We start from the raw sequence: 24,258 nt of genomic DNA on the forward strand, positions 1-24,258 counted from the left end.
CAGCCCGGGGAGGGCGGACGGCCCGGTACCGTGCGGTACCGGGCCGTTCCGGTCAGACGGGCCGTACCGCCGTGTGCACCGTGCGGACAGCGAGGACGAACAGGTCGGACCTGCGGTGCAGGCTCGCCGGGTCGGCCGGGTCGAGGAGGCGGTCCAGGGTGGCGCGGTCCTCGGCGTGGAGTCCGTCGGTGAAGGTGTCGCGCAACCGGGAGAAGATCTCGACGGCGTAGGCGCGGGCCCGGTCCGAGGCGGGAGCGGGCAGGTCGAGCAGGAAGCTGCGGGTACGGGCGTACTTGAGGCCGGCGGCGGACAGCAGCGTCGGCCAGTCCTCGGTCTCGGCGACCGAGCCGGGCAGTTCGGCGCGCATCCGCGTGAACCACTCCTCCTGCAGCGCGTCCAGCTGCGCCTGGAGCCCGGGCCGGCCGATGCCGATGTCGCGGGGCAGGAAGCGGCTGGGCAGGCCCCCTTCGAGGACGGCCAGCGTGCCGCCGGGCGCCAGCCGCTCGGCGAAGGCGGTGAGCGCGGCCCGCTGGTCCCCGAGGTGGTGCAGGCTGTGCCCGGCCCACAGCAGGTCCGCCGGGTAGTCCAACTCTTCCAGCACCTCCGGGAGTTCACCGGCGAGCACACCGAAGCGGTCACCCACGGCCAACCGCTCGGCGCGGGCCCGGGCCCGGTCGAGGAGCGGCTCGCTGCCGTCGACGGCCAGCACCCGCGCGCCCGGGAACACCTCGGCGAACAGGCACGACACCACCCCCGGCCCACTGCCGACGTCGACGATCAGCCCCGGCTCGGTGACCTCCTTGCCGAGCCAGCTCAACGCGCTCTCGTACAGGGGCGCGAAGAGCTCCGCCTGCGACTCCAGGTGCCCGGCCATCTCGGCCCAGTCGAGGTCGGTGCCGGAGTGGGCGTGGTTGTGGTCGTGGGAGTGGGTGTGCTTACGGGTGTCCGCGTGGTGGTGGTCGTGCGCCATGGGATCAGCCTCTCGTCCGGATGCCGCCAGGGTGCGACGACGCACGGTTTCGTGAAGATCGAGGGCGCGTTCCCGCCGCGCGTCGCCGAGGACTGCGCCCGGCTGCTGTGGCGGGAGACGGGGTACGACCCGGAGGATCCGGGCAGCTGGAAGGACCCCGTGGTGTGGGTGGGCGGCATGGCGCAGGGCCCGTTCGCGGCGGCCGCCAACTCCGTGGAACTGCACAGGGCGTTCGATCTGCTGGTCGGCGAGGGCCGCTGGGTCCCCCGGTACTCGCTGGGGAGCTTTCCGCTGCGGTTCCCGCACCCGCAGGAGCCGGACGACGCCGGGTGGCACATAGAGGGCAGCTACCTCCCGGACGGCGTCGAGACCCGCTGGTACTACACGAACCTGCGCTCCCGCGACCGCGCGCTGCTGATGCTCTTCCTCTTCTCCGAGGTGACCGAGCAGGACGCGCCCACCCGGATCCGGGTCGGCTCGCACCTCGACATCCCGGCGGTCCTGGAGCCGTACGGCGAGGACGGCGTCTCGATGCTGGAGATCGCCCCGCAGGTCGTCGAGGCCTCCGCGCACCGCCCCCTCGCGTACGCCACCGGCCGCCCGGGCGACGTCTACCTCTGCCACCCCTTCCTGGTGCACGCGGCCCAGCCCCACCACGGCACCCGCCCCCGCTTCATGGCACAGCCGCCCTTGATGCCGGCCGTCCCCTACGAGCTGGAGCGGGCGGACGGCGACTACTCGGCGGTGGAGCACACGATCCGCCGAAGCCTGAACCCCCGCGCCCCAAAGGGGCGCTGGGGGCACCCCCGGCCGTAGGCTGGGGGAGGAACTGCGCGACCAGCCACACACGGCCCGCAGTCGGCGATCTCACCTCAGCCGGCCGTCACGACAACGGCGGGTACGCGTTCGCCATCAGCTGCTGGAACTGCGCCGAGAACCAGTGCCCCGACAGCGGAGCGTTCGGCAGGGCGCCGGACATGTTGTTGCCGTTGCGCGCGTTGCCCGTGTACGTCGGGTCGCACATCTGGTCGAAGCCCTTGCCCTCGTCGTTCGGGATGGCGCTGCTGGAGCCGTCGGACTCACCCGGCGGCTTCATCCAGACGTAGGCGTCGATCCCGGCGGCCGGGCCGGCCTGCGGGCGCTCGCCGAGGCCAGCTCCGGCCTGGTTGCACCAGTTGCCGACGTGGATCCGGCGGTCGTAGCGGCCGCCGTCGACGTACGTGTCCACGCTGGTCTTCGCGCCGGGGCCGGTCGGCCGCGCACTGCCGCCCCAGCCGTTGCGGGAGGTGTCGATCAGCATGCCGATGCCGGAGTTGAAGCCGACCGAGACCAGCTCGGTGCGGAAGGCCTGGGCGAAGGACAGCTCGTCGACGTAGCGGTTCCAGTCGACCCACTTCGACTGGCGGACGGAGGTGCCGTTCACCGTGTCGTCGACGGTGAAGTTGTTCTCCTTCAGGGCGCTGTAGTTGGCCGTGTTGGTGATGAAGCCCTGGACGTCGTCGACGGTCGCGCCCTCGGCGTTGGCGGCCTGGTAGAAGAGCTGGGCGGCGGGGGCGAAGTTGTCGTCCCAGCCGAGCCAGCCGTGGTGGCCGGCGTCGAGGTAGTTGTAGACGTTGGGGATCGCGCCGAGCTTCGCCAGGGCGTAGCCGACACCCTTCACGTAGTTGCCGTTGGCCAGCATGGTGTTGCAGTTGGCGGTGGCGGTGGCGCGGCTGCCGGTGTTGGTGACCAGGTTGGGCAGCGAGTCGATCTCGATGGTGGTGACGATCCGCAGCGAGGCGTACTTGCTGTCGGAGAGGATCGCCGCGATCGGGTCGATGAACTGCGTCTTGTACTTGTCGATCTCCGTCGGGCCGAGCTCGCCGTTGGAGGCGAGGGCCGCGCAGTCGCGTCCGGGCAGGTCGTAGATGACCAGCTGGACGACTTCCTCGCCGCTGCCCTTCTGGGCGAGCGCCGCGTCGAGGTGGGCGCGCAGGCCCATGCTGGTGCCGGTGCCGTTGATCGCGGCGATGCGGTCGAGCCAGACGCCGGTGGGCTGGTTGGAGACGCGGGTGCCGCCGGGTTCGGCGGCGGCCTTCGCGGACCACTCCGGGTTCACGTACACCTTGGCGCCGGAGTACGGGTTGTCGACACGGGTCCCGGAGCCGCCGCCGTTGCCGCCTCCGCCGCCACCGCTTCCGGTGCCGTCGTCGACGTTGCAGGTCACGCCGTCGAGGGTGAAGGAGGTCGGAATGGCGTTCGTGCCGCTGTAGGTCCCGTTGAACCCGAAGCTGACGGAACCGCCCGTCGCCAGTGTGCCGTTGTAGGACTCGTTGCCGGCGGTGACGGCCGAGCCGCTCTGGGTGATCTTGGTGTTCCAGTAGCTGCTCACCTGCTGGTTTCCGGCGTACGACCACTTCACCGACCAACTCGACTTCGCCGCCGAGTTGTTGGTGACCGTGACGGCGGCGGTGAAGCCGGAGCCCCAGTCGTTCTGGATCTTGTAGTCGACGGTGCAGGGAATCGCGGAGATCGCCGCCTCCGCGGCCGGGGTCACGGCGACGGCCGGCCCGGACACCCCGGCGACGAGCGCCAGGGCGGCGAAAACCGCTGTTCTGGTACGACTCATGAGTGCGGGATCCTTCTTCTTCGGTGGACGTGCTTCTTCGATGGAGGTGCTTCTTCGGTGGCGGTGGTCACGGGTTGATGGCCCGCAGGTGGTCGCGCAGTCCGACGCCGTACGCCGTGGGCGTACCGCTGTAGTCGGAGATCAGGGAGGGGCCGGCGGAGCAGTCCCAGGTGTTCCAGGTCCAGCCCAGGTAGGAGAGGCCGCGGTCGTCGAACCACTTCATGACCTGGTCGACGAACGCGTGCGAGCAGGTGTTCTCGCCGATCTCCCCGGCGACCAGCGGAACCTGGGCCGCGACCGGGGCGAGGGTGGAGTTCCAGCAGCTCTCACTGGCACAGGTGTTGAAGTTGTAGCCGTGGTAGGCGGCGACGAGATTGCCGGCCGGGTCGGTGGGCTTGTACGCCAGCCACTGGCTGAGGTCGTTGGAGTACGCGAGCCCGCCGATCATGATGACGTTCCTGGCGCCGGCGCCCCGGATGCCGTCCACCAGGTCCTGCATCCCGGCCACCTCGTAGCCGATCCCGGGGCAGGTGCCGCCGTCCCGCCAGCACTGCCAGGCCTGGGAGACCGTCGAGGTCGCCCGGTCCGGGTAGGGCTCGTTGAACAGGTCGAACACGGCCGCCTGGTCGTCCTTGAAGGTGCCGGCCACCGAGGACCAGAAGGACGGGCTGTACTGCGCGTCCGGCATCGGCTTCTGGCAGGTGGCGTGCACGTCGGAGCAGCCGGCCGAGTTCCCGGTGTACTGCCCGTAGGACCAGTGGAGTTCGAGGATCGGCGTGAGGCCGTACGACTCGACCCGGGCCACCAGGTCCTTCACCGCGTCGATGTAGTTGGCGCCCGCGTACTCCGGTTTGACGTCGGACAGGCCCAGCCAGCACTCCTCGTTGAGCGGGATGCGGACGGCATTGGCCTTCCAGTCGGCGATCGCCTTGATCGCCGCGTCGTCCACCGGCCCGTCCCAGATGCCGTAGCCCTGCACGCACATGAACTCGCCGCCGGAGCGGTTCACGCCGAGGAGGCGGTGGGCCGTGCCGGCGGCGTCCACGAGCTTGGTCCCGGAGACGTGCAGGGCCGGGGCCGCCCCGCCGGTGGGCGGCTCGGTCGGCGTCGGCGTCGGAGTCGGCGTGGGTGTGGGCCCGGAATCGACGTTGCAGGTCGTGCCGTTGAGCCTGAACGCCGTCGGTACCGCGTTGCTCCCCGACCAGGAGCCGAGGAACCCTGCGCTGACGCCGGCGCCGGTGGCGAGGGAGCCGTTCCAGCTCTCGTTGACGGCGGTGACCGTCGTACCGGACTGGGACCACTTGGCACTCCAGCCCTGGGTGACCTTCTGACCGTTCGCGAAATCGAAGCCGAGGCTCCAACTGCTCACGGCGGCCATGTTGTTGGTGATGGTCACGGAGCCCTGGAAACCGCTGTCCCACTGGCTGGTGACCGTGTACTCCACGGTGCAGGCCGGCGTCGCACCGGACGCCGACACCACCGGCACCAGTGCGGCGCCGACGAGCGCGACCGCACCGGTGACGGCTAAAAGAACTGAACGTGGGGGGTGTCGCATGAGCGACTCCTTGCAGCTCGGGCGCGTCGTGACGGACGCGTCGACTGAACGGAATCGCTCCCACTGGTGCGAAGGAAGGTAGCGCCAAGTGCGGGCGAAGAACAGGGGAGTTGCCTGCCTTTTCCGCAATGGGATCGTCGAATCATTTCGACTCTTCAACGGCCTTGACCGCACCATGCCACGTCCCCACTATGGGAGCGCTCCCACTGGTTCAAGCCTTGACTTCTCCCCGAGCCGCAAGCGCAAGGAGGAACCAGCACATGCGACCCGGATATGCCATGCATCCCGAGCGGAGGCGCGGAGCCGTGCGACGGTTGTGGACGGCCGTCGTCGCGGCCCTCGCCCTGCCGCTGTCCATGCTCGCGACGGGCACGACTCCCGCCCAGGCGGCGACCGTCCAGTGCAGCGTGGACTACAAGACCAACGACTGGGGCACCGGCTTCACCGCCGACCTCACCCTCACCAACCGCGGTACGGACGCGATCGACGGCTGGACGCTGACCTACGCGTACACCGGCAACCAGAAGCTGGTCAGCGGCTGGAACGGCACCTGGTCCCAGTCCGGCACCTCGGTCACCGTGCAGAACGCGTCGTACAACGGCACGATCGCGGCCGGCGCGGCGGTGTCGACGGGCGCGCAGTTCTCGTACACGGGCGGCAACGCGGCCCCCACGGGCTTCGCCGTCAACGGCACGACCTGCGCCGGCGCACACCAGCCGCCCATCACCGTACTGACCAGCCCGAGCGCGGGCGCCGTCTACACCCAGGGCGACGCGATCCCGCTGGCGGCGACCGCGGCGGCGGCCGACGGCGCGACGATCAGCAAGATGGAGTTCTACGACGACACCACGCTGCTGGGCACCGACACGTCGGCGCCGTACTCGCTCGCGGTCTCCAGTTTGGCCGTAGGCAGTCACTCCCTGGTGGCGAAGGCGTACGACAGTCTGGGCGCGTCCGCGTCCTCGGCACCGGTGGGCATCACGGTCGCCGCGGGTCCCGCGGTGGTGGCCTCGCCTACCCAGCTGGGCATCCAGCAGGGCGCGACGGGCCGGTTCGGGGTGAGCCTGTCGAAGCAGCCGACCGCCAACGTGACGGTGTCCGTGGCCCGCACGGCCGGCAACACCGGCCTTTCGGTGAGCGCCGGATCGTCGCTCACCTTCACGCCGTCCAACTGGAGCACCGCGCAGAACGTGACGGTGGCCGCGGACTCCGCCGGCACCGGCACCGCCACCTTCACCGCGTCGGCGTCCGGCTACACCGGTGCCACGGTCACCGTGACCGAGCTGGCCGCGTCGAGCGCGTACGACGCGCGGTTCCTGGACCTCTACGGGAAGATCACCAACCCGGCGAACGGCTACTTCTCCCCCGAGGGCATCCCCTACCACTCGGTGGAGACGCTCATCGTCGAGGCCCCGGACCAGGGCCACGAGACCACCTCGGAGGCGTACAGCTATCTCCTGTGGCTGCAGGCCATGTACGGCAAGGTCACCGGCGACTGGTCCAAGTTCAACGGCGCGTGGGCCCTCATGGAGAAGTACATGATCCCCACCCACGCCGACCAGCCCACCAACTCCTTCTACAACGCTTCCAAACCGGCCACCTACGCACCCGAGGAGGACACGCCGGACCAGTACCCGGCGAAGCTGGACACGTCGGTGTCGGTGGGATCGGATCCCATCGCGGCCGAACTGAAGTCCGCCTACGGGACGGACGACGTGTACGGCATGCACTGGCTGGAGGACGTCGACAACGTCTACGGCTACGGTGACACGCCGGGCGGCGGATGCGAGGCCGGTCCCACCGCGGACGGCCCGTCGTACATCAACACCTTCCAGCGCGGTCCGCAGGAGTCGGTGTGGGAGACGGTCCCGCAGCCGACCTGCGACGCCTTCAAGTACGGCGGAAAGAACGGGTACCTGGACCTGTTCACCGGCGACTCCTCCTACGCCAAGCAGTGGAAGTACACCGACGCCCCGGACGCCGACGCGCGTGCGGTGCAGGCCGCGTACTGGGCGGACGTGTGGGCCAAACAGCAGGGCAAGGGCAGCGACGTCTCGGCGACCGTCGGCAAGGCCGCCAAGATGGGCGACTACCTGCGCTACGCCATGTACGACAAGTACTTCAAGAAGATCGGCAACTGCGTGGGCCCGACGACCTGCGCGGCCGGCACCGGCAAGGACGCCTCGGACTACCTGCTCTCCTGGTACTACGCGTGGGGCGGGGCGACCGACACCAACGCGGGGTGGGCCTGGCGGATCGGCTCCAGCCACGTGCACGGCGGCTACCAGAACCCGTTGGCCGCCTACGCGCTCAGCTCGTACGCCGACCTGAAGCCCAAGTCGGCCACGGGTGCGGCGGACTGGGGCACGTCACTGACCCGGCAGCTGGAGTTCTACCGCTGGCTGCAGTCGTCCGAGGGTGCCATCGCGGGCGGCGCGACCAACAGCTGGCAGGGGCGGTACGCGAGCCCGCCGTCCGGTACGTCGACCTTCTACGGCATGTACTACGACTGGGAGCCGGTCTACCACGACCCGCCGTCCAACCAGTGGTTCGGTTTCCAGGCCTGGTCGATGGAGCGGGTCGCCGAGTACTACCAGCAGACCGGCAACGCCACGGCGAAGGCGATCCTCGACAAGTGGGTGGCGTGGGCGCTGTCCAAGACCACGATCAACCCGGACGGGACGTACCTGATCCCGTCGACGCTCCAGTGGTCGGGGCAGCCCGACACCTGGAACGCGTCGAACCCCGGGTCGAACAGCGGCCTCCACGTCACGGTCTCCGACTACACCAACGACGTGGGCGTCGCCGCCGCGTACGCGAAGACGCTGACGTACTACGCCGCCAAGTCCGGTGACGCCGCGGCCAAGTCGACGGCGAAGGCGCTGCTCGACGGCATGTGGAACAACTACCAGGACAGCCTGGGGATCGCGGTGCCGGAGACGCGGGCCGACTACAACCGCTTCGACGACAGCGTGTACGTGCCGAGCGGGTGGAGCGGGAAGATGCCGAACGGGGACGCGATCAGTTCGTCGTCGACGTTCGCGTCGCTGCGGAGCTTCTACCAGAACGACCCCGCGTGGTCGAAGATCCAGAGCTATCTGGCGGGCGGGGCCGCGCCCGTGTTCACGTACCACCGGTTCTGGGCCCAGGCGGACATCGCCTTGGCCATGGGGTCGTACGCGGAGCTTCTCGAATAGTCCCCGCCGGGCGCGACGAGGGTACGGCCGTGGTTCGGCTGCGGGTCCGTTTCGGCTGGTCGCGCAGTTCCTGCCCCAGCCTTCGGCCGGGGTGCCCTCAGGAACCGCCCGAAAGAGTTCCGCGTGCGCGGCCCCGTCACCTGACGGCGGGGCCGACCGGCCGGTCGATCCCCACCCGCACAGGGGGTCGCCCGGCATCTCCCACACCTGAGAGAAAGCGCTTGCCCTCCTGGAAAGGAACCCCGTGCGAAGAACCCGCACCCTCACCGCTGTACTCGCCCTCGCGGCCGGTCTGCTCGCGGGCACCCCGCCCGCGCTCGCCGCGCATGAGACCGCGCAGGTCGCAGTCGCCGCCGACACCTACACCTGGAGCAACGCGCGGATCGACGGCGGCGGATTCGTCCCCGGCATCGTGTTCAACCGCTCCGAGAAGAACCTCGCCTACGCCCGTACCGACATCGGCGGTGCCTACCGCTGGCAGGAGTCGACGAAGACCTGGACGCCGTTGCTGGACTCGGTCGGCTGGGACGAGTGGGGGCACACGGGTGTCGTCAGCCTGGCCTCCGACTCCGTCGACCCGGACAAGGTGTACGCGGCCGTCGGGACGTACACCAACAGCTGGGACCCGACGAACGGCGCGGTGCTGCGCTCCTCCGACCGGGGCGCGAGCTGGCAGAAGACCGACCTGCCGTTCAAGCTGGGCGGCAACATGCCGGGGCGGGGCATGGGCGAGCGGCTGGCGATCGACCCGCACAAGGACAGCGTGCTGTACCTGGGCGCGCCCAGCGGCAAGGGACTGTGGCGGTCGACGGACTCCGGGGTGACCTGGGCGCAGGTGACGAACTTCCCCGACGTCGGCGACTACGTGCAGGATCCGACCGACACCACCAGCTACACCTCCGACAACCAGGGCATCGTGTGGGTCACCTTCGACGAGTCGACCGGTACGGCCGGTACGGCGACGAAGACGATCTACGTCGGGGTCGCCGACAAGGACAACGCGGTGTACCGCTCGACGGACGCGGGCGCGACCTGGACGAGGCTCGCCGGTCAGCCGACCGGGTACCTCGCCCACAAGGGCGTGCTGGACGCGAAGAACGGCTACCTCTACCTCGCCTACAGCGACAAAGGCGGTCCCTACGACGGCGGCAAGGGCCGGTTGTGGCGGTACGCGACGGCGACCGGTACCTGGACGGACATCAGCCCGGTCGCGGAGGCCGACACCTCCTACGGCTTCTCCGGCCTGACGGTCGACCGCCAGCACCCCGGCACGGTGATGGCGACGGCGTACAGCTCGTGGTGGCCGGACACCCAGATCTTCCGCTCCACGGACAGCGGCGCGACCTGGTCCAGGGCCTGGGACTACACGTCGTACCCGAACCGCTCGAACCGGTACACGATCGACGTCTCGTCCTCCCCCTGGCTGACCTTCGGCGCGAACCCGTCGCCGCCCGAACAGAGCCCGAAACTCGGGTGGATGACGGAGTCGCTGGAGATCGACCCGTTCGACTCGGACCGGATGATGTACGGCACGGGCGCGACACTGTTCGGCACCGAGGACCTGACGAAGTGGGACAGCGGCGGCCAGTTCACGGTCAGGCCCATGGTGCGGGGTCTGGAGGAGACCTCGGTCAACGACCTGGCCGCTCCCCCGTCCGGCGGCGCCCAGCTCTTCAGCGCGCTGGGTGACATCGGCGGCTTCCGTCACACGGACCTGACCAAGGTCCCGTCGATGATGTACACCTTCCCCACCTTCACGACCACGACCAGCCTGGACTTCGCCGAGTCGAACCCCGGCACCGTGGTCCGGGTGGGGAATCCGGACTCCGGGCCGCACATCGCCTTCTCCACGGACAACGGCGCCGACTGGTTCGGCGGGACGGACCCTTCGGGGGTGAGCGGTGGCGGCACGGTCGCCGCCGCCTCGGACGGGAGCCGGTTCGTGTGGAGTCCGGCGGGGACCGGCGTGCAGTACACGACCGGCTTCGGCTCGTCCTGGTCGGCGTCGAGCGGAATCCCGGCGGGCGCCGTCGTCGAGTCCGACCGAGCCGACCCGAAGACCTTCTACGGCTTCAAGTCCGGACGTTTCTACGTCAGTTCGGACGGCGGCGCGACCTTCACGGCCTCCGCCGCGACGGGTCTGCCGAGCGGTGACAGCGTACGCTTCAAGGCCCTGCCGGGGACGAAGGGCGACGTGTGGCTGGCGGGCGGTGCGACGGACGGCGCATACGGGCTGTGGCACTCCACCGACGGCGGCGCCTCCTTCGCCAAGCTCACGAACGTCGAGCAGGCCGACACGATCGGATTCGGGAAGGCCGCGACGGGAGCCTCGTACCAGACCCTCTACACGAGCGCGAGGATCGGCTCGGTGCGCGGCATCTTCCGCTCCACGGACGAGGGCGCGAGCTGGACCCGTATCAACGACGACGCCCACCAGTGGGGTTGGACGGGCGCGGCCATCACGGGTGACCCGCGGGTGTACGGCCGGGTCTACGTCTCGACCAACGGCCGGGGCGTGATCTACGGCGACACGTCCGACACCGGCGGAGGCGGCGGCGGGGGCGGGGGTGGGGGTGGGGGTGGTGGCGGAGGCACCGATCCCACCCCCTCCGGCGCCTGCACGGTCGCCTACACCGTCACCAACCAGTGGCCGGGCGGCTTCCAGGCGGACGTCAAGCTCACCAACACGGGCTCCGCGGCATGGAACGGCTGGTCCCTCGGCTGGTCCTTCCCCGGCGGCCAGACCATCGGCCGGCTCTGGAACGCCGACTGGACCCAGTCCGGCGCGACCGTGACGGCCAGGAACGTGAGCTGGAACGGCACGGTGGCGGCCGGCTCCTCGGTCTCCTTCGGCTTCACGGGCACCTGGTCCGGCACCAACGCCGGACCCACGACCTTCGAACTGGGCGGCCGGACCTGCACCGTCGCCTGACACACCCGAGGGCGCGTGCGCACCGGGCACGCGCCCTCGGTGCCGTCCCGGCCTCGCCACGGCCGGTTGGTTGGTTGCGAAGCGACGGAACTGGACGACTGACGTCAGCGGGCCGCCGGTTTCCTGAACGCCCGTACCGCGAAGCGGGGGTCGGGGCGGCAGAGGTCCTGGTCGGGCAGGGCCGCCAGCCGAGCGGCGAACCCGTCGGCGCGGGGATCGTCCGGCGGGAGCATCGTGAACCAGCCGCGCCGCAGGTCGGCGAGGGTGGAACGGGGGCTGCGGCCCTGGCCGACGCCGGTGAAGGCGGCCTGTCCGGCGGGCAGCAGGCAGCTCGCCAGGGCGTACGCGGTCACGTCCGCGGCGGCGTCGGACGCCGGGCGGCGCGGGCGGGCGGCGAGGACGGCGTCGATGTCGCTGCCGACGTCGTGCGCCGCGGCCTTGTCGACGGTGGTGACGTACACCCCGCCGGGCCGCAGCACCCGCGCACACTCGGCGACGACCGCGCGGACCTCGGTGCCGTCCGCTATGAGGTGGAGCAGCCAGACGGTCGTGACGGCGTCGAACACGGCGTCGGGGAAAGGGAGTCGGCGGCTGTCGGCGAGCAGGACCGAGCCCGGCAGCCGGGCCGCCGCCAGCCGCGTCATGCCGGGTGCGCGGTCCGCGCCGGTCACCCGGAGCGCGGGGCGGGCGGCGGCGAGCCTGCGGGTGACGAGGCCGGTGCCGCAGGCGAGGTCGAGGAGATGGGCGGGGCGGTCTTCGGCACCGTCCAGGCTGCCGGTGCTGTCCGGGATCAGGGACAGGACGGCGTGGGCGGCCGCCTCGGCGCGGGCCTCGCCGCCATGGGTCGCGTCGTAGGTCCCGGCTTCCTTGTCGTAGTCGAGCACATGGCTCAGTGTGCGCCGTGGCCTGGGGCGATGTCCTCCACCCTGTGGGCGAGTTCGAAGTCGTTGGCGGTGACGGCGCCGCCCACGCTGTGGGTGTTCACGGTGAGGGTGACGGTGTTGTAGCCGAGGGTGAGGTCGGAGTGGTGGTCGAGTTCGTCCTGGATGCGGGCGATGTGCACGACCAGGGCGGCGGCGGCGAAGTGCGAGTCGAGCCGGTAGACGCGGGCGAGCCGGTCGGTGGCCAGCGACCAGCCGGGCAGCTCGGCCAGCCGGTCCTCGATCTCCTTCTGCGACAGCGGTGCGACGGCCATGGTGCGGCTTCCTTCCCGGGTGCGGGCGAGTGGCGTACGTGCGGTCAGCCTGCCACGGCCGGGCCTTCCTGGCGGCCAGGCCGGTCGCGTGTCCGGGTCCTCGGCTACGGTCGTCGGCATGACCCTCGTCGCCTTCGGCCCCGCCGCCTCCCGTACCGCCCCCGACGGCCAGGGCGTCGGCCCCCTGCTGCGCGCGTGGCGGGAGCGGCGGCGGATGAGCCAGCTTGAGCTGGCACTGCGTGCCGACTCCTCGGCCCGGCACATCAGCTTCGTCGAGACGGGCCGGTCGCGGCCGAGCGAGGAGATGGTGCTGCGCCTGGCCGAGCACCTGGACGTGCCGGTACGGGAGCGCAACGCGCTGCTGCTGGCGGCCGGTTACGCCCCGCACTACCCGGAGACCCCGCTGGACGACCCGGCGCTGGACGCGCTGCGCGACGGCATGGAGCGGCTGATCCAGGGCTACGAGCCGTATCCGGCGCTGGTCGTGGACGCCACGTACACGGTGGTCGCCGCCAACCGGGGCATCGCCATGCTCCTGGAGGGCGTCCCGGAGTCGCTGCTCGCGCCCGCCCCGAACGCGATGCGGCTGACCCTGCATCCGGAGGGGCTGGCGCCGCGCGTCCGCAACCTGCGTGAGTGGCGCAGCCATCTGCTGGCACAGATGGAACGCCAGATCGCGCTGCATCGCTCCGATGCGCTGCGCGAGCTGTACGAGGAGGTCGCCGCCTATCCGGTGCCGGCCGGCACGGACGACGGTGAACCCGCCGATCCCGTCGCGTACTTCGCGCTGCCGATGCGGATCGAGCACGCGGGCCGGGTGCTGTCGTTCGTGTCGTCGATCTCGACGTTCAACACCCCGATGGACGTGACGGTCGCCGAGCTGGCCATCGAGACGTTCCTGCCCGCGGACCCGGCGACCGCCAAGTACTTGAACTCGTTGGTAAGTTGACGGAAGTTGTTACCTCGACCAGGTGTGCGACGCGGCATCGCGTGACACACTGCTCCCCGTACTTGGGCACGTAGGGGAGGCGTGGCGTGAGTGAGCGGCGTGCTGCGCCCACAGTGGGGCAGGTCGTGCTCGGCAAGCGGCTGCAGGAGCTGCGCGAGGCGGCCGGTCTGGGCCGGGACGAGGCGGCACGGGTGCTGCGGGTGGCGCAGGCGACCGTGCGGCGGATGGAGATGGCCGAGGTCGCGCTGAAGATCCCGTACCTCCAGGTGCTGCTGGAGACGTACGGGGTGGCCGAGGAGGAGCAGGCCGCGTTCGTGCGGCTGGCCGAGGAGGCCAACCAGCCGGGCTGGTGGCAGCGGTTCCACGACGTGCTCCCGGACTGGTTCAGCCTGTACGTGAGCCTGGAGGGAGCCGCCCGGGTCATCCGCTCCTACGAGCCGCACTTCCTGCCCGGCCTGCTGCAGACCGAGGCGTACGCGCGGGCCGTGATGGAGGCCGGGACGATCGGCCACAGCGATCCCGCGGCCGTCGAGCGGCACGTGGCGCTGCGCATGACCCGGCAGCGGCTGCTGGAGCAGCACGATCCGCCCCACCTGTGGGTGATCATGGACGAGACGGTGCTGCGGCGGCCGGTGAGCACCGACTGCGCGGTGATGCGCGAGCAGATCGACAAGCTTCTCGCCTACGGCGAACGGGACCGGATAACCCTCCAGATCGCCGAGTTCGCGAGCGGCCCGCACCCGGGGACGTACGCGCCGTTCACGCTGTTCCGGTTCGCCGAGCCCGAGCTGCCCGACATGGTCTTCACCGAGTACCTGACCGGCGCCCTGTACCTGGACTCCCGCGACGAGGTCGGGGCGCACCGGGAGGTCCTGGACCACATGACGGCCCGCGCGGCCTCGGCACACCGGACCGAGGAACTGCTGCGCGAGTACCGCGACAAACTCTGATCCGAGGAGCACAGACCGTGACCGCACCCGAGCCCGCCCCGACCTCGATCGACACGAGCCGGCCGCATCCGGCGCGGGTGTACGACTGGTGGCTGGGCGGCAAGGACAACTACCCGGTGGACGAGGAGCTGGCCCGGCGGATCCTCGCCGTGGACGGCACCGTGCTGCGCGGGGCGCGTGCCAACCGCCGGTTCATGCAGCGGGCGGTGCGCACCGTCGCCGAGTCCGGCACCCGGCAGTTCCTGGACATCGGCACGGGCATCCCGACCGAGCCGAACCTGCACCAGGTGGCGCAGGGGGTGGCCGCGGAGTCGAAGGTGGTGTACGCGGACAACGACCCGATCGTGCTGCGCCACGCGGAGGCGCTGCTGCGGGGCACGGACGAGGGCAGCACCGCGTACGTGCACGCCGACGTCCGTGACGTCGACACCCTGCTGGCCCGTGCCGCCGAGACCCTGGACTTCAAGGAGCCCGTCGCGCTGTCGCTGGTGGCGCTGACCCACTACCTCGACGACGACCCGGACGGCGACGACGTCTACGGCCTGCTGCGCAGGTACGTCGAGGCGCTCGCGCCGGGCAGCCACCTGATCCTCTCCCAGGTCACCCCCGACCTCAGCCCGCAGGCGATCGAGCAGGCGGCCGCGAACTTCCGGCGCAGCGGGACGCCGTTCCACCCGCGTGCGCTGCCCGCGTTCTCCCGCTTCTTCGAGGGCCTGGAGCTGCTCGGCCCGGGAGTGATCCCGGTCTCCGGCTGGCGTCCGGAGCCGCAGGACGTGGCCGTCCAGGCGGAGGGCATCGTGCCGGTGTACGGCGGTGTCGCCCGCAAGGTCTGACCCGTCCGGGTGCCCTGAACAGGTGCGTTCCAGCGCCCGCCCCTAGCGTCGAAGCAAAGGGTGAGCGAGGGAGCGGACGTGACCGACACGCGGACACCACCGAAGGAGCCGGGCGCGGCGCTGCTGAGCGCCGCCAGGTTCTTCCGGCCCGGTACGCCCGCGCCGGATCTGCACAGCGTGGCCCTGACCGGCGGCCGGGAGGCGGACGCCTTCTACCGGAACCGGTGGAGCCACGACAAGGTGGTGCGCTCCACGCACGGGGTGAACTGCACCGGCTCGTGCCGCTGGAAGGTGTTCGTCAAGGACGGGATCATCACCTGGGAGACCCAGGAGACGGACTACCCGTCGGTCGGCCCCGACCGCCCCGAGTACGAGCCCCGCGGCTGCCCGCGCAGTGCCGCGTTCTCCTGGTACACGTACTCGCCGACCCGCGTCCGCCACCCGTACGTCCGGGGCGTGCTCCTGGAGATGTACCGGGAGGCGAAGCGGCGGCTCGCGGACCCGGTGCTGGCCTGGGCGGACCTCCAGAACGACCCCGAGTGCCGCCGCCGTTACCAGCGGGCGCGCGGCAAGGGCGGGCTGGTGCGGGCGAGTTGGGACGAAGCGCTGGAGATCGTCGCCGCCGCGCAGGTGCACACGATCAAGGCGTACGGCCCGGACCGCATCGCCGGATTCTCCCCCGTCCCCGCGATGTCGATGGTGTCGCACGCGGCCGGGGCCCGCTACCACTCCCTGATCGGCGCCCCGATGCTGTCGTCCTACGACTGGTACGCCGGCCTGCAGGTGGCCTCGCCGCAGGTCTTCGGCGACCGGACGGACGTGCCGGAGTCCGGTGACTGGTGGGACGCGGCCTACCTGATGATGTGGGGCTCGAACGTCCCGGTGACCCGCACCCCGGACGCGCACTGGATGGCGGAGGCCCGCTACCGCGGCCAGAAGGTCGTGGTGGTCTCCCCCGACTACGCGGACAACGCCAAGTTCGCCGACGAGTGGCTGCACCCGCACCCCGGCACCGACGGCGCGCTGGCCCTCGCGATGGGCCACGTGATCCTCAAGGAGTTCTTCGTCGACCGCGAGACCCCGTTCTTCGCGGACTACGTACGGAAGTTCACCGACCTGCCGTTCCTGGTGACGCTCACCGAGCGGGACGGCGCGTACGTGCCGGACAAGTTCCTGCGCGCCACCGACCTCGGCCAGGAGGGCGACGGCGCCGAGTGGAAGACGGTCGTCCTGGACGCCGCCTCCGGGCGCGCGGTCGTCCCGAACGGCTCCCTCGGCTTCCGCTGGACGGACTCGGGCAAGGGCCGCTGGAACCTGGAACTGGGTGACATCGAACCGCAGTTGACCCTGTACGGCAGTGCGGTCGCGGCCGGGGTGGAGGTGCTGCTCCCCCGCTTCGACACGGACGGCGGCGACCACGGCGAGGGGCGCGGGGACGTGCTGCGACGGGCGGTGCCGGCGACCCGGCTGGGCGGTGCGGACGGGCCCCTCGTGACCACCGTCTACGACCTCCTGCTCGCCCAGTACGGGGTGTGGCGCCACGGTCTGCCCGGCTCCTGGCCCACCCACTACGAGGACGCGGACGCCCCGGGCACCCCCGCCTGGCAGGAGCGGCACACCTCGGTTCCGGCCGCCAAGTGCGTCAAGATCGCCCGGGAGTTCGCGCGGACCGCCGAACGCTCCAAGGGCCGCTGCATGATCGTGACGGGCGCCGGGACCAACCACTGGTTCCACTCCGAGACCATCTACCGCGCGTTCCTGGCCCTGCTCCAGCTCACCGGCTGCCAGGGCCGCAACGGCGGCGGCTGGGCGCACTACGTCGGTCAGGACAAGTGCCGCCCGGTCACCGGCTGGGCCTGCCTGGCCTCCGCCAACGACTGGTCCCGGCCGCCGCGCCAGATGATCGGCACGGCCTACTGGTTCCTCAACACCGACCAGTGGCGCTACGACCGGTTCGGCGCCGACGTCCTGGCCTCGCCGCTCGGTGCGGGCAGGTTCGCCGGGATGACCGGCGCCGACTGCCTGGCGCTGTCGGCCCGCTCGGGCTGGATGCCGTCGTACCCGACCTTCGACCGTAATCCGCTCGCACTCGGCGAGGTGTCAGGCGATCCCGTGGCCGAGGCGGTGACCGAACTCAGGGCGGGGACCCTGAAGTTCGCGTGCGAGGACCCGGACGCCCCGGAGAACTGGCCGCGCGTCCTGACCCTGTGGCGGGCAAACCTTTTCGGTTCGTCGGCGAAGGGCGCCGAGTACTTCACCAAGCACCTCCTCGGCACGCACTCCTCCCTGCGCGCCGAGGAGGCACCCCCGGGCCGGCGCCCCCGGGACGTGACCTGGCGGGACGAGGCGCCGGAGGGCAAGCTCGACCTCCTGCTCTCCCTGGACTTCCGGCAGACCTCCTCCACCCTGCTGTCGGACGTCGTCCTGCCGGCCGCCACCTGGTACGAGAAGCACGACCTGTCGTCGACCGACATGCATCCCTTCGTGCACGCCTTCACCCCGGCCGTGGACCCGCCCTGGCAGGCGCGCACCGATTTCGACACCTTCAAGGCGCTCGCGGAGCGGCTGAGCGAGCTGGCCGTGCGTCATCTCGGGGTGCGCAGGGACCTGGTGGCGGCGCCGCTGCAGCACGACACCCCGGGTGAGACCGCGCAGCCCGGCGGGGTGGTGCGGGACTGGAAGCGCGGGGAGTGCGAGCCGGTGCCCGGACGCACCATGCCGAACCTGGTGGTGGTCGAGCGGGACTACCCGGCGGTCGGCGCCAGGTTCTCGGCGCTCGGCCCACTGGTGGAGCAACTCGGTCTGCCGGCGAAGGGAATCGCCCTCGATCCCGCTCAAGAGGTGGCCCGGCTTCGGCAGTTGAACGGTACCGGACATCAGGACCGGCCCGCTCTCGACACGGCGGTGAAGGCGGCCAATGCCGTCCTCGCGCTCTCCGGCACCACCAACGGCCGTCTCGCCACCCAGGGTTTCCGCACCCTGGAGCAGCGCACCGGGCAGCGGATGGCCCAGCTGGCCGCCGAGCACGAGGGCAGGCGGGTCACGTACGCCGACACGCAGGCCGCGCCGGTGCCGGTGATCACCTCGCCGGAGTGGTCGGGCGGCGAGTCCGGCGGCCGAAGGTACACGGCGTTCACCCTCAACACCGAGCACCTCAAGCCCTGGCACACGCTCACCGGCCGCCAGCACTTCTTCCTCGACCACGACTGGATGCACGAGCTCGGCGAGGCGCTGCCCGTCTACCGGCCGCCGCTGGACATGAACCGGCTGTTCGGCGAACCGCGCCTCGGCCCGGACGGGCAGCAGGAGGTGACGGTCCGCTGTCTGACCCCGCACGACAAGTGGTCGATCCACTCCCAGTACCAGGACGACCTGTTCATGCTCGCGCTCTCCCGGGGCGGCCAGAACATCTGGATGTCCCCGCAGGACGCGGACGCGATCGGGGTCGGGGACAACGACTGGGTGGAGGCGGTCAACCGGGACGACGTGGTGGTGGCGCGGGCGGTCGTCTCGCACCGGATGCCGGCCGGCACGATCTCCATGCACCATGCCCAGGAGCGCACGGTGGCCGTCCCGAGGACGGAGACCACCGGCATGCGCGGCGGCATCCACAACTCGCTCACCCCGCTCCTCCTCAAGCCCTCGCACCTGATCGGGGGTTACGCCCAGCTGTCCTGGGCCTTCAACTACCTGGGCCCGACGGGCAACCAGCGCGACGAGGTGACGGTGATCCGGCGCCGCGCCCAGGAGGTCGAGTACTGATGCGTCCGATGGCCCAGATCGCGATGGTCATGAACCTCGACAAGTGCATCGGCTGCCACACCTGTTCGGTCACCTGCAAGCAGGCCTGGACCAACCGGCGGGGCATGGAGTACGTCTGGTTCAACAACGTCGAGACCCGTCCGGGGCAGGGCTACCCGCGCCGCTACGAGGACCAGGAGCGGTGGCGCGGCGGCTGGGAACTGAACCGGCGCGGCGCGCTGAAGCTCAGAGCCGGCGGCCGGCTGCACAAGCTCGCCGGAATCTTCGCCAACCCGCGGCTCCCGGAGATCAAGGACTACTACGAGCCCTGGACGTACGAGTGCCGCAACCTCACCGACGCGCCGCTCGGTGACGACTACCCGGTGGCCCGCCCGGTCTCCCTGCTCGACGGCAAGCCCATGAAGATCGGGTGGTCCTCGAACTGGGGCGACAACCTGGCCGGCGCCCCCGCCCACGGCGACCTGGACCCGATGGTCGAGCGCGCCCGCAGGCAGGCGTCGGACAAGGTGCGGTTCGAGTTCGAGCAGACCTTCATGTTCTACCTCCCCCGCATCTGCGAGCACTGCCTCAACCCGTCCTGCGTGGCCTCCTGTCCCTCCGGCGCGATGTACAAGGGGACCGAGGACGGCATCGTGCTGGTCGATCAGGACCGGTGCCGGGGCTGGCGGATGTGCGTGACCGGCTGCCCGTACAAGAAGGTCTACTTCAACCACGCCACCGGCAAGGCCGAGAAGTGCACGCTGTGCCATCCGCGGATCGAGGCCGGCCTGCCGACGGTCTGCTCGGAGACCTGCGTGGGCCGGCTGCGCTACCTCGGGGTGGTCCTCTACGACGCGGACAAGGTGACGGCGGCGGCCGCGACCAAGGACGAGAAGGCGTTGTACGAGGCCCAGTTGGGCGTCTTCCTCGACCCGGAGGACCCGGCCGTGCGGCTGGCCTGCGCGGCGGCGGGCATCCCCGACGACTGGACGGAGGCGGCCCGTCGCTCCCCGGTCCACGCGCTGGTCAGCAGGTACCGGGTGGCGCTGCCCCTGCACCCGGAGTACCGCACGCTGCCCATGGTCTGGTACATCCCGCCGCTGTCCCCGGTCGTGGACGCGCTCTCCGAGACCGGCCACGACGGCGAGGACGCCGACAACCTGTTCGCCGCGATCGACACCCTGCGCATCCCGCTCGCCTACCTGGCCGAGCTGTTCAGCGCGGGCGACCCCGCCCCGGTCCGCGCCTGCCTGGAGAAGCTCGCGGCGATGCGCTCCCACATGCGGGAGCTCAACCTGGGCGAGGAGCCGGACCCGGCGATCGCCGCCGCGGTCGGGATGCGGCCGGAGGAGATCGAGGCGATGTACCGGCTGCTGGCGGTCGCCACGTACGAGGACCGGTACGTGATCCCGACGGCGGCCGTCGGCGACGCCCGCCGCCTGGAGGAGTCGGTGCTGCCCGACGGGTGCAGCCTCGACTTCGACGGCGGCCCCGGCATGGGCGGCGACGGCCCGTTCGGCCAGGACTCGGGACGCAAACTGCTCCCTCTGGTGTCGGTGGAGAACTTCCACATCCTGCGCAGACGGCAGGCCGCCGACACTCCCGACGAGGCGAAGGAGGACTGATGCCCTCGGACGCGGTGTTCTACCAGGCGGCGGCGCTCTGTCTCACCTACCCGGACGACGACTTCGTCGCCCGGCTGCCGCTGCTGCGCGAAGCCGCCCCGCAGCTGCGGGAGTTCACCGACCATGCCACGGTGACCCCACCGCAGGAGCTGGCCGCGCACTACGTGCAGGTCTTCGACTTCAAGAACCGGCACAGCCTCTACCTCAGCTGGTGGCGCGACGGCGACACCCGCCGCCGGGGCATGTCCCTGGTCCGGTTCCAGGACGTCTACAAGGCGTACGGCATGGAGTTCACCGGTGAGGAGCTGCCCGACTTCCTCCCCGCCGTCCTGGAGTTCACGGCCCGCACCGGCAACACCGACCTGCTCACCGAGCACCGCGACTGCCTGGCCCAACTCCGCTGTCGGCTCACCGACTTCGGTACGCCCTACGCATGCGTCCTGGAAGCGGTCTGCGCCGCCCTGCCGACCGCACCCAGCGGAGCCCGCCCATGACCGCCCTCCTGTGGGGCGCCCTGCCCTACGTCGCCCTCGCCTTCCTGGTCGCCGGCCTCGTCTGGCGCTACCGCTACGACAAGTACGGCTGGACCAGCCGCTCCTCCCAGGTCTACGAGTCGAGGCTGCTGGACATCGCCTCCCCCGTCTTCCACTACGGCATCCTGTTCGTCCTGGCCGGCCATGTCGTCGGCCTGTTCGTCCCGGCGTCCTGGACGCGGTCGCTGGGCGTCGGCGAACACACCTACCACCTGTTCTCCCTCTACGGCGGTGCGCTCGCCGGCGTCCTCGCGGTCGCCGGCCTGACCCTCCTCCTCTCCCGCCGCCGCACCCGGGCACCCGTCTTCCGCGCCACGACGGCGAACGACAAGGTCATGTACCTCTTCCTGGTCGCCGCGATCGTGCTGGGCATGACGGCGAAGCTGAGCCACGCCTCCGGCGACGGCTACGACTACCGCGCCACGGTCGCCCCCTGGGCGCGCAGCCTCTTCATCCTCCGGCCGCAGACGGCGCCGATGGCGGACGTCCCGGTCCTCTACCAGGTCCACGCGGTCATCGGCATGGTCCTCATCGCCCTGGTCCCCTACACCCGCCTGGTCCACATGTTCAGCGCCCCGCTCCAGTACCTGTTCCGCCCTTACGTGGTGTACCGGTCGAGAGACCCCAGGCAGCTGCAGAACTAGGGTTTCTCTCCGCCGCGACGGCGTTCGGCCACGACGGCGGGGCCCGGCGGTGCCTCACCCGGCCGCACCCCTCTCGTCGTCCACGATCTCGGCGTCCACCACTCCCTCCTCGTCGGCTTCAGGCGCCCGCTGTTCGTCGGCCGAACCGCCGGAGGCTGAGGCGTTCGCGTACATGGCCTGCCCCATCTGCTGGCTCACGCTCGCCAGCTTCTCCACCCCCTGGCGCAGCTCTCCGGTGTCGGCGTCCCGCTCCAGCAGGGCCTTGAGCTCGGTGACCGCCGTCTCCACCTCGGCCTTCGTGGCGCCGGGCACCCGCTCCTCGTTCTCCCGGAGGAACTTCTCGGTCTGGTAGACGAGCTGCTCGGCCTGGTTCCGCGTCTCCGCGGCCTCGCGGCGCTTGCGGTCCTCCTCGGCGTACTGCTCGGCCTCCCGCATCATGCGGTCGATGTCGTCCTTGGGGAGGGCCGAGCCACCGGTCACGGTCATCTTCTGCTCGCGGCCGGTCGCCAGGTCCTTCGCCGAGACGTGCATGATCCCGTTCGCGTCGATGTCGAAGGCCACCTCGATCTGCGGCACCCCGCGCGGCGCGGGCGGCAGGCCGGTGAGGTCGAAGACGCCCAGCTTCTTGTTGTACGCGGCGATCTCACGTTCGCCCTGGTAGACCTGGATGCCCACCGAGGGCTGGTTGTCGGCCGCGGTCGTGAAGATCTCCGAACGCCGGGTCGGGATCGTGGTGTTGCGTTCGATGAGCTTGGTCATGATGCCGCCCTTGGTCTCGATGCCCAGGGACAGCGGGGTGACGTCGAGGAGGAGCACGTCCTTGACGTCACCGCGGAGGACACCCGCCTGGAGGGCGGCGCCGACCGCGACCACCTCGTCCGGGTTGACGCCCTTGTGCGGGTCCTTGCCGGTGAGTTCGCGGACCAGGTCGGTGACGGCGGGCATCCGGGTGGAGCCGCCGACCAGGATGACGTGGTCGATCGCCGACACCTGCACGCCCGCGTCCTTGACCGCCTGGTGGAAGGGCTTCTTGCAGCGGTCCAGCAAGTCGGCCGTGAGCTCCTGGAACTGGGCTCGCGTCAGCTTCTCCTCCAGGTGGAGCGGCCCCTCCGCCGAGGCGGTGACGTACGGCAGGTTGATGGACGTCTCCGTCGACGACGACAGCTCGATCTTCGCCTTCTCGGCGCCCTCGCGCAGCCGCTGCACGGCCATCTTGTCGTTGCTCAGGTCGATGCCGTACTGCCCCTTGAACCGCTTCACGAGGTGGTCGACGATCCGCTGGTCCCAGTCGTCGCCGCCCAGGTGCGTGTCGCCGTTGGTGGCCTTGACCTCGATCACGCCGTCGCCGATCTCCAGGAGCGACACGTCGAAGGTTCCGCCCCCGAGGTCGAAGACGAGGACCGTCTGCTCCTCGCCGCGGTCCAGGCCGTAGGCCAGCGCGGCGGCCGTCGGCTCGTTGATGATCCGCAGCACCTTGAGGCCGGCGATCTCCCCGGCCTCCTTGGTGGCCTGCCGCTGGGCGTCGTCGAAGTACGCGGGCACGGTGATCACCGCGTCGCTGACGTCCTCGCCGAGGTAGGCCTCGGTGTCCCGCTTGAGTTTCTGCAGCACCCGCGCCGAGAGCTCCTGGGCCCGGAAGCGGGTGCCGTCGACGCTCCCGCTCTCCGGGAACCGCCAGGCCGCGTCGCCCATGTGCCGCTTGACGGAGCGCGCCGTGCGGTCCACGTTGGTCACCGCCTGCCGCTTGGCGACCTCGCCGACCAGCACGTCGCCGTTCTTCGCGAAGGCCACGACCGACGGGGTGGTGCGCGCCCCCTCGGCATTGGCGACGACGGTGGGCTCACCGCCCTCCAGCAGGGCCACCACCGAGTTCGTCGTACCGAGGTCGATACCGACCGCACGTGCCATGTCCGTCCCCTTTCCGCCCGGGCGCTGCCCCGACTCCAGCACAAAACTTGAGCGAGCTGTTGTCAATGCCGGGTACCCCGTGAACGACGATGCCGCGCCCCCCTCGGACGGGGTGGCGCGGCATCGCGGCGGGTACGGCGCTCAGGCGAGCTTCGCGTCCAGGGTGATGGTGGTGCCGGCCAGGGCCTGGCTGACCGGGCAGTTCTTCTTCGCGTCCTCGGCGGCGGCGACGAAGCCGTCCGCGTCCAGGCCGGGGACGGTGCCCTCGACGGTCAGGTGGATGCCGGTGATGCCGGTGCCCGGCTGGAAGGTGACGTCGGCGTTGGTGACCAGCCTGGTGGGCGGCGTGCCGGCACCGGTCAGGGCGTGCGACAGCGCCATGGAGAAGCAGCTGGAGTGGGCGGCCGCGATCAGCTCCTCGGGGCTGGTCCTGCCGTTCGCCTCCTGCGAGCGCGAGGCCCACGTGACGGGCTGCTCGCCGATACCGGAGGAGTCGAAGGTGATGACACCGTTGCCCTCGGTCAGGCTGCCTTCCCAGACGGTGTGTGCGGTGCGCGTGGTAGCCACGGTTGTTCCTTTCGGCGATGAAGGCGAATGAACCGGTTCGCTCGCCCCCAT

At 70.8% G+C, this 24,258-nt stretch carries 17 protein-coding genes; 10 read left to right on the forward strand and 7 right to left on the reverse strand.

Annotation, left to right across the window (positions count from 1 at the left end):
* Window positions 1–52 precede the first annotated feature (52 nt).
* A complete protein-coding gene (locus JF597_RS15270; RefSeq protein WP_293994426.1) occupies window positions 53–970 on the reverse strand; it encodes a class I SAM-dependent methyltransferase in 918 nt (305 codons plus the stop codon).
* Window positions 971–973: 3 nt separating this feature from the next.
* Between JF597_RS15270 and JF597_RS15275 the strand changes: the two genes are divergently transcribed.
* A complete protein-coding gene (locus tag JF597_RS15275) occupies window positions 974–1,786 on the forward strand; it encodes a phytanoyl-CoA dioxygenase family protein (protein WP_293994588.1) in 813 nt (270 codons plus the stop codon).
* 67 nt (window positions 1,787–1,853) lie between these two features.
* Here JF597_RS15275 and JF597_RS15280 read toward each other — a convergent pair whose 3' ends face one another.
* Entirely contained in the window at window positions 1,854–3,578 is a 1,725-nt protein-coding gene (locus JF597_RS15280) for a glycoside hydrolase family 6 protein (protein WP_293994428.1), read from the reverse strand.
* Window positions 3,579–3,645: 67 nt separating this feature from the next.
* A complete protein-coding gene (locus JF597_RS15285; protein ID WP_293994430.1) occupies window positions 3,646–5,133 on the reverse strand; it encodes a cellulose binding domain-containing protein in 1,488 nt (495 codons plus the stop codon).
* 278 nt (window positions 5,134–5,411) lie between these two features.
* Between JF597_RS15285 and JF597_RS15290 the strand changes: the two genes are divergently transcribed.
* Together JF597_RS15290 and JF597_RS15295 are read left to right on the forward strand one after the other, a co-directional pair.
* Entirely contained in the window at window positions 5,412–8,330 is a 2,919-nt protein-coding gene (locus JF597_RS15290) for a glycoside hydrolase family 48 protein (RefSeq protein WP_293994590.1), read from the forward strand.
* Between the two features lie 244 nt (window positions 8,331–8,574).
* Window positions 8,575–11,262, forward strand: coding sequence for a cellulose binding domain-containing protein (locus JF597_RS15295; RefSeq protein ID WP_293994432.1), 2,688 nt, complete (start codon window positions 8,575–8,577; stop codon window positions 11,260–11,262).
* 104 nt (window positions 11,263–11,366) lie between these two features.
* On the opposite strand, the gene JF597_RS15300 is transcribed toward JF597_RS15295, so the two are convergent.
* Both JF597_RS15300 and JF597_RS15305 read right to left on the reverse strand, forming a co-directional pair.
* Window positions 11,367–12,146 (reverse strand): class I SAM-dependent methyltransferase, encoded by a 780-nt coding sequence (locus JF597_RS15300; RefSeq protein ID WP_293994434.1) that lies wholly within the window; start codon window positions 12,144–12,146, stop codon window positions 11,367–11,369.
* A gap of 5 nt (window positions 12,147–12,151) precedes the next feature.
* Complete coding sequence (locus JF597_RS15305) at window positions 12,152–12,457, reverse strand: 4a-hydroxytetrahydrobiopterin dehydratase (RefSeq protein WP_293994436.1); 306 nt, start codon at window positions 12,455–12,457, stop codon at window positions 12,152–12,154.
* A 118-nt stretch (window positions 12,458–12,575) separates the two neighbouring features.
* Here JF597_RS15305 and JF597_RS15310 point away from each other — a divergent pair, with 118 nt between their 5' ends.
* From JF597_RS15310 to narI, 7 genes are all read left to right on the forward strand, one after another.
* Window positions 12,576–13,406: a helix-turn-helix transcriptional regulator gene (locus JF597_RS15310; RefSeq protein WP_293994439.1), complete on the forward strand. Its 831-nt coding sequence runs from the start codon at window positions 12,576–12,578 to the stop codon at window positions 13,404–13,406.
* An 86-nt stretch (window positions 13,407–13,492) separates the two neighbouring features.
* On the forward strand, window positions 13,493–14,356 hold the full coding sequence (locus tag JF597_RS15315; RefSeq protein ID WP_293994441.1) for a helix-turn-helix transcriptional regulator: 864 nt from the start codon (window positions 13,493–13,495) through the stop codon (window positions 14,354–14,356).
* A gap of 17 nt (window positions 14,357–14,373) precedes the next feature.
* A complete protein-coding gene (locus JF597_RS15320; RefSeq protein WP_293994443.1) occupies window positions 14,374–15,189 on the forward strand; it encodes an SAM-dependent methyltransferase in 816 nt (271 codons plus the stop codon).
* 78 nt (window positions 15,190–15,267) lie between these two features.
* The gene (locus tag JF597_RS15325; RefSeq protein WP_293994445.1) at window positions 15,268–18,951 is read left to right on the forward strand and encodes a nitrate reductase subunit alpha; all 3,684 of its coding nucleotides are present in this window, start codon (window positions 15,268–15,270) and stop codon (window positions 18,949–18,951) included.
* Entirely contained in the window at window positions 18,951–20,555 is a 1,605-nt protein-coding gene (narH, locus tag JF597_RS15330; protein WP_293994447.1) for a nitrate reductase subunit beta, read from the forward strand. The genes JF597_RS15325 and narH overlap by 1 nt, the downstream gene beginning before the upstream one ends.
* Window positions 20,555–21,049 (forward strand): nitrate reductase molybdenum cofactor assembly chaperone, encoded by a 495-nt coding sequence (gene narJ / locus JF597_RS15335; RefSeq protein ID WP_293994449.1) that lies wholly within the window; start codon window positions 20,555–20,557, stop codon window positions 21,047–21,049. The genes narH and narJ overlap by 1 nt, the downstream gene beginning before the upstream one ends.
* Window positions 21,046–21,732 carry a respiratory nitrate reductase subunit gamma gene (gene narI / locus JF597_RS15340; RefSeq protein WP_293994450.1) on the forward strand — a complete coding sequence of 229 codons (687 nt, stop codon included), beginning with the start codon at window positions 21,046–21,048 and terminating at the stop codon, window positions 21,730–21,732. Before narJ ends, narI begins: the two co-directional genes overlap by 4 nt.
* Window positions 21,733–21,786: 54 nt before the next feature.
* On the opposite strand, the gene dnaK is transcribed toward narI, so the two are convergent.
* Window positions 21,787–23,640 carry a molecular chaperone DnaK gene (gene dnaK, locus JF597_RS15345; RefSeq protein WP_293994452.1) on the reverse strand — a complete coding sequence of 618 codons (1,854 nt, stop codon included), beginning with the start codon at window positions 23,638–23,640 and terminating at the stop codon, window positions 21,787–21,789.
* A 141-nt stretch (window positions 23,641–23,781) separates the two neighbouring features.
* Window positions 23,782–24,207, reverse strand: a complete 426-nt coding sequence (locus JF597_RS15350) for an OsmC family protein (RefSeq protein WP_293994454.1) — start codon at window positions 24,205–24,207, stop codon at window positions 23,782–23,784.
* Window positions 24,208–24,258 lie beyond the last annotated feature (51 nt).

Source organism: Streptomyces sp. (assembly GCF_019510245.1).
In the GTDB taxonomy this organism is placed as follows: domain Bacteria; phylum Actinomycetota; class Actinomycetes; order Streptomycetales; family Streptomycetaceae; genus Streptomyces.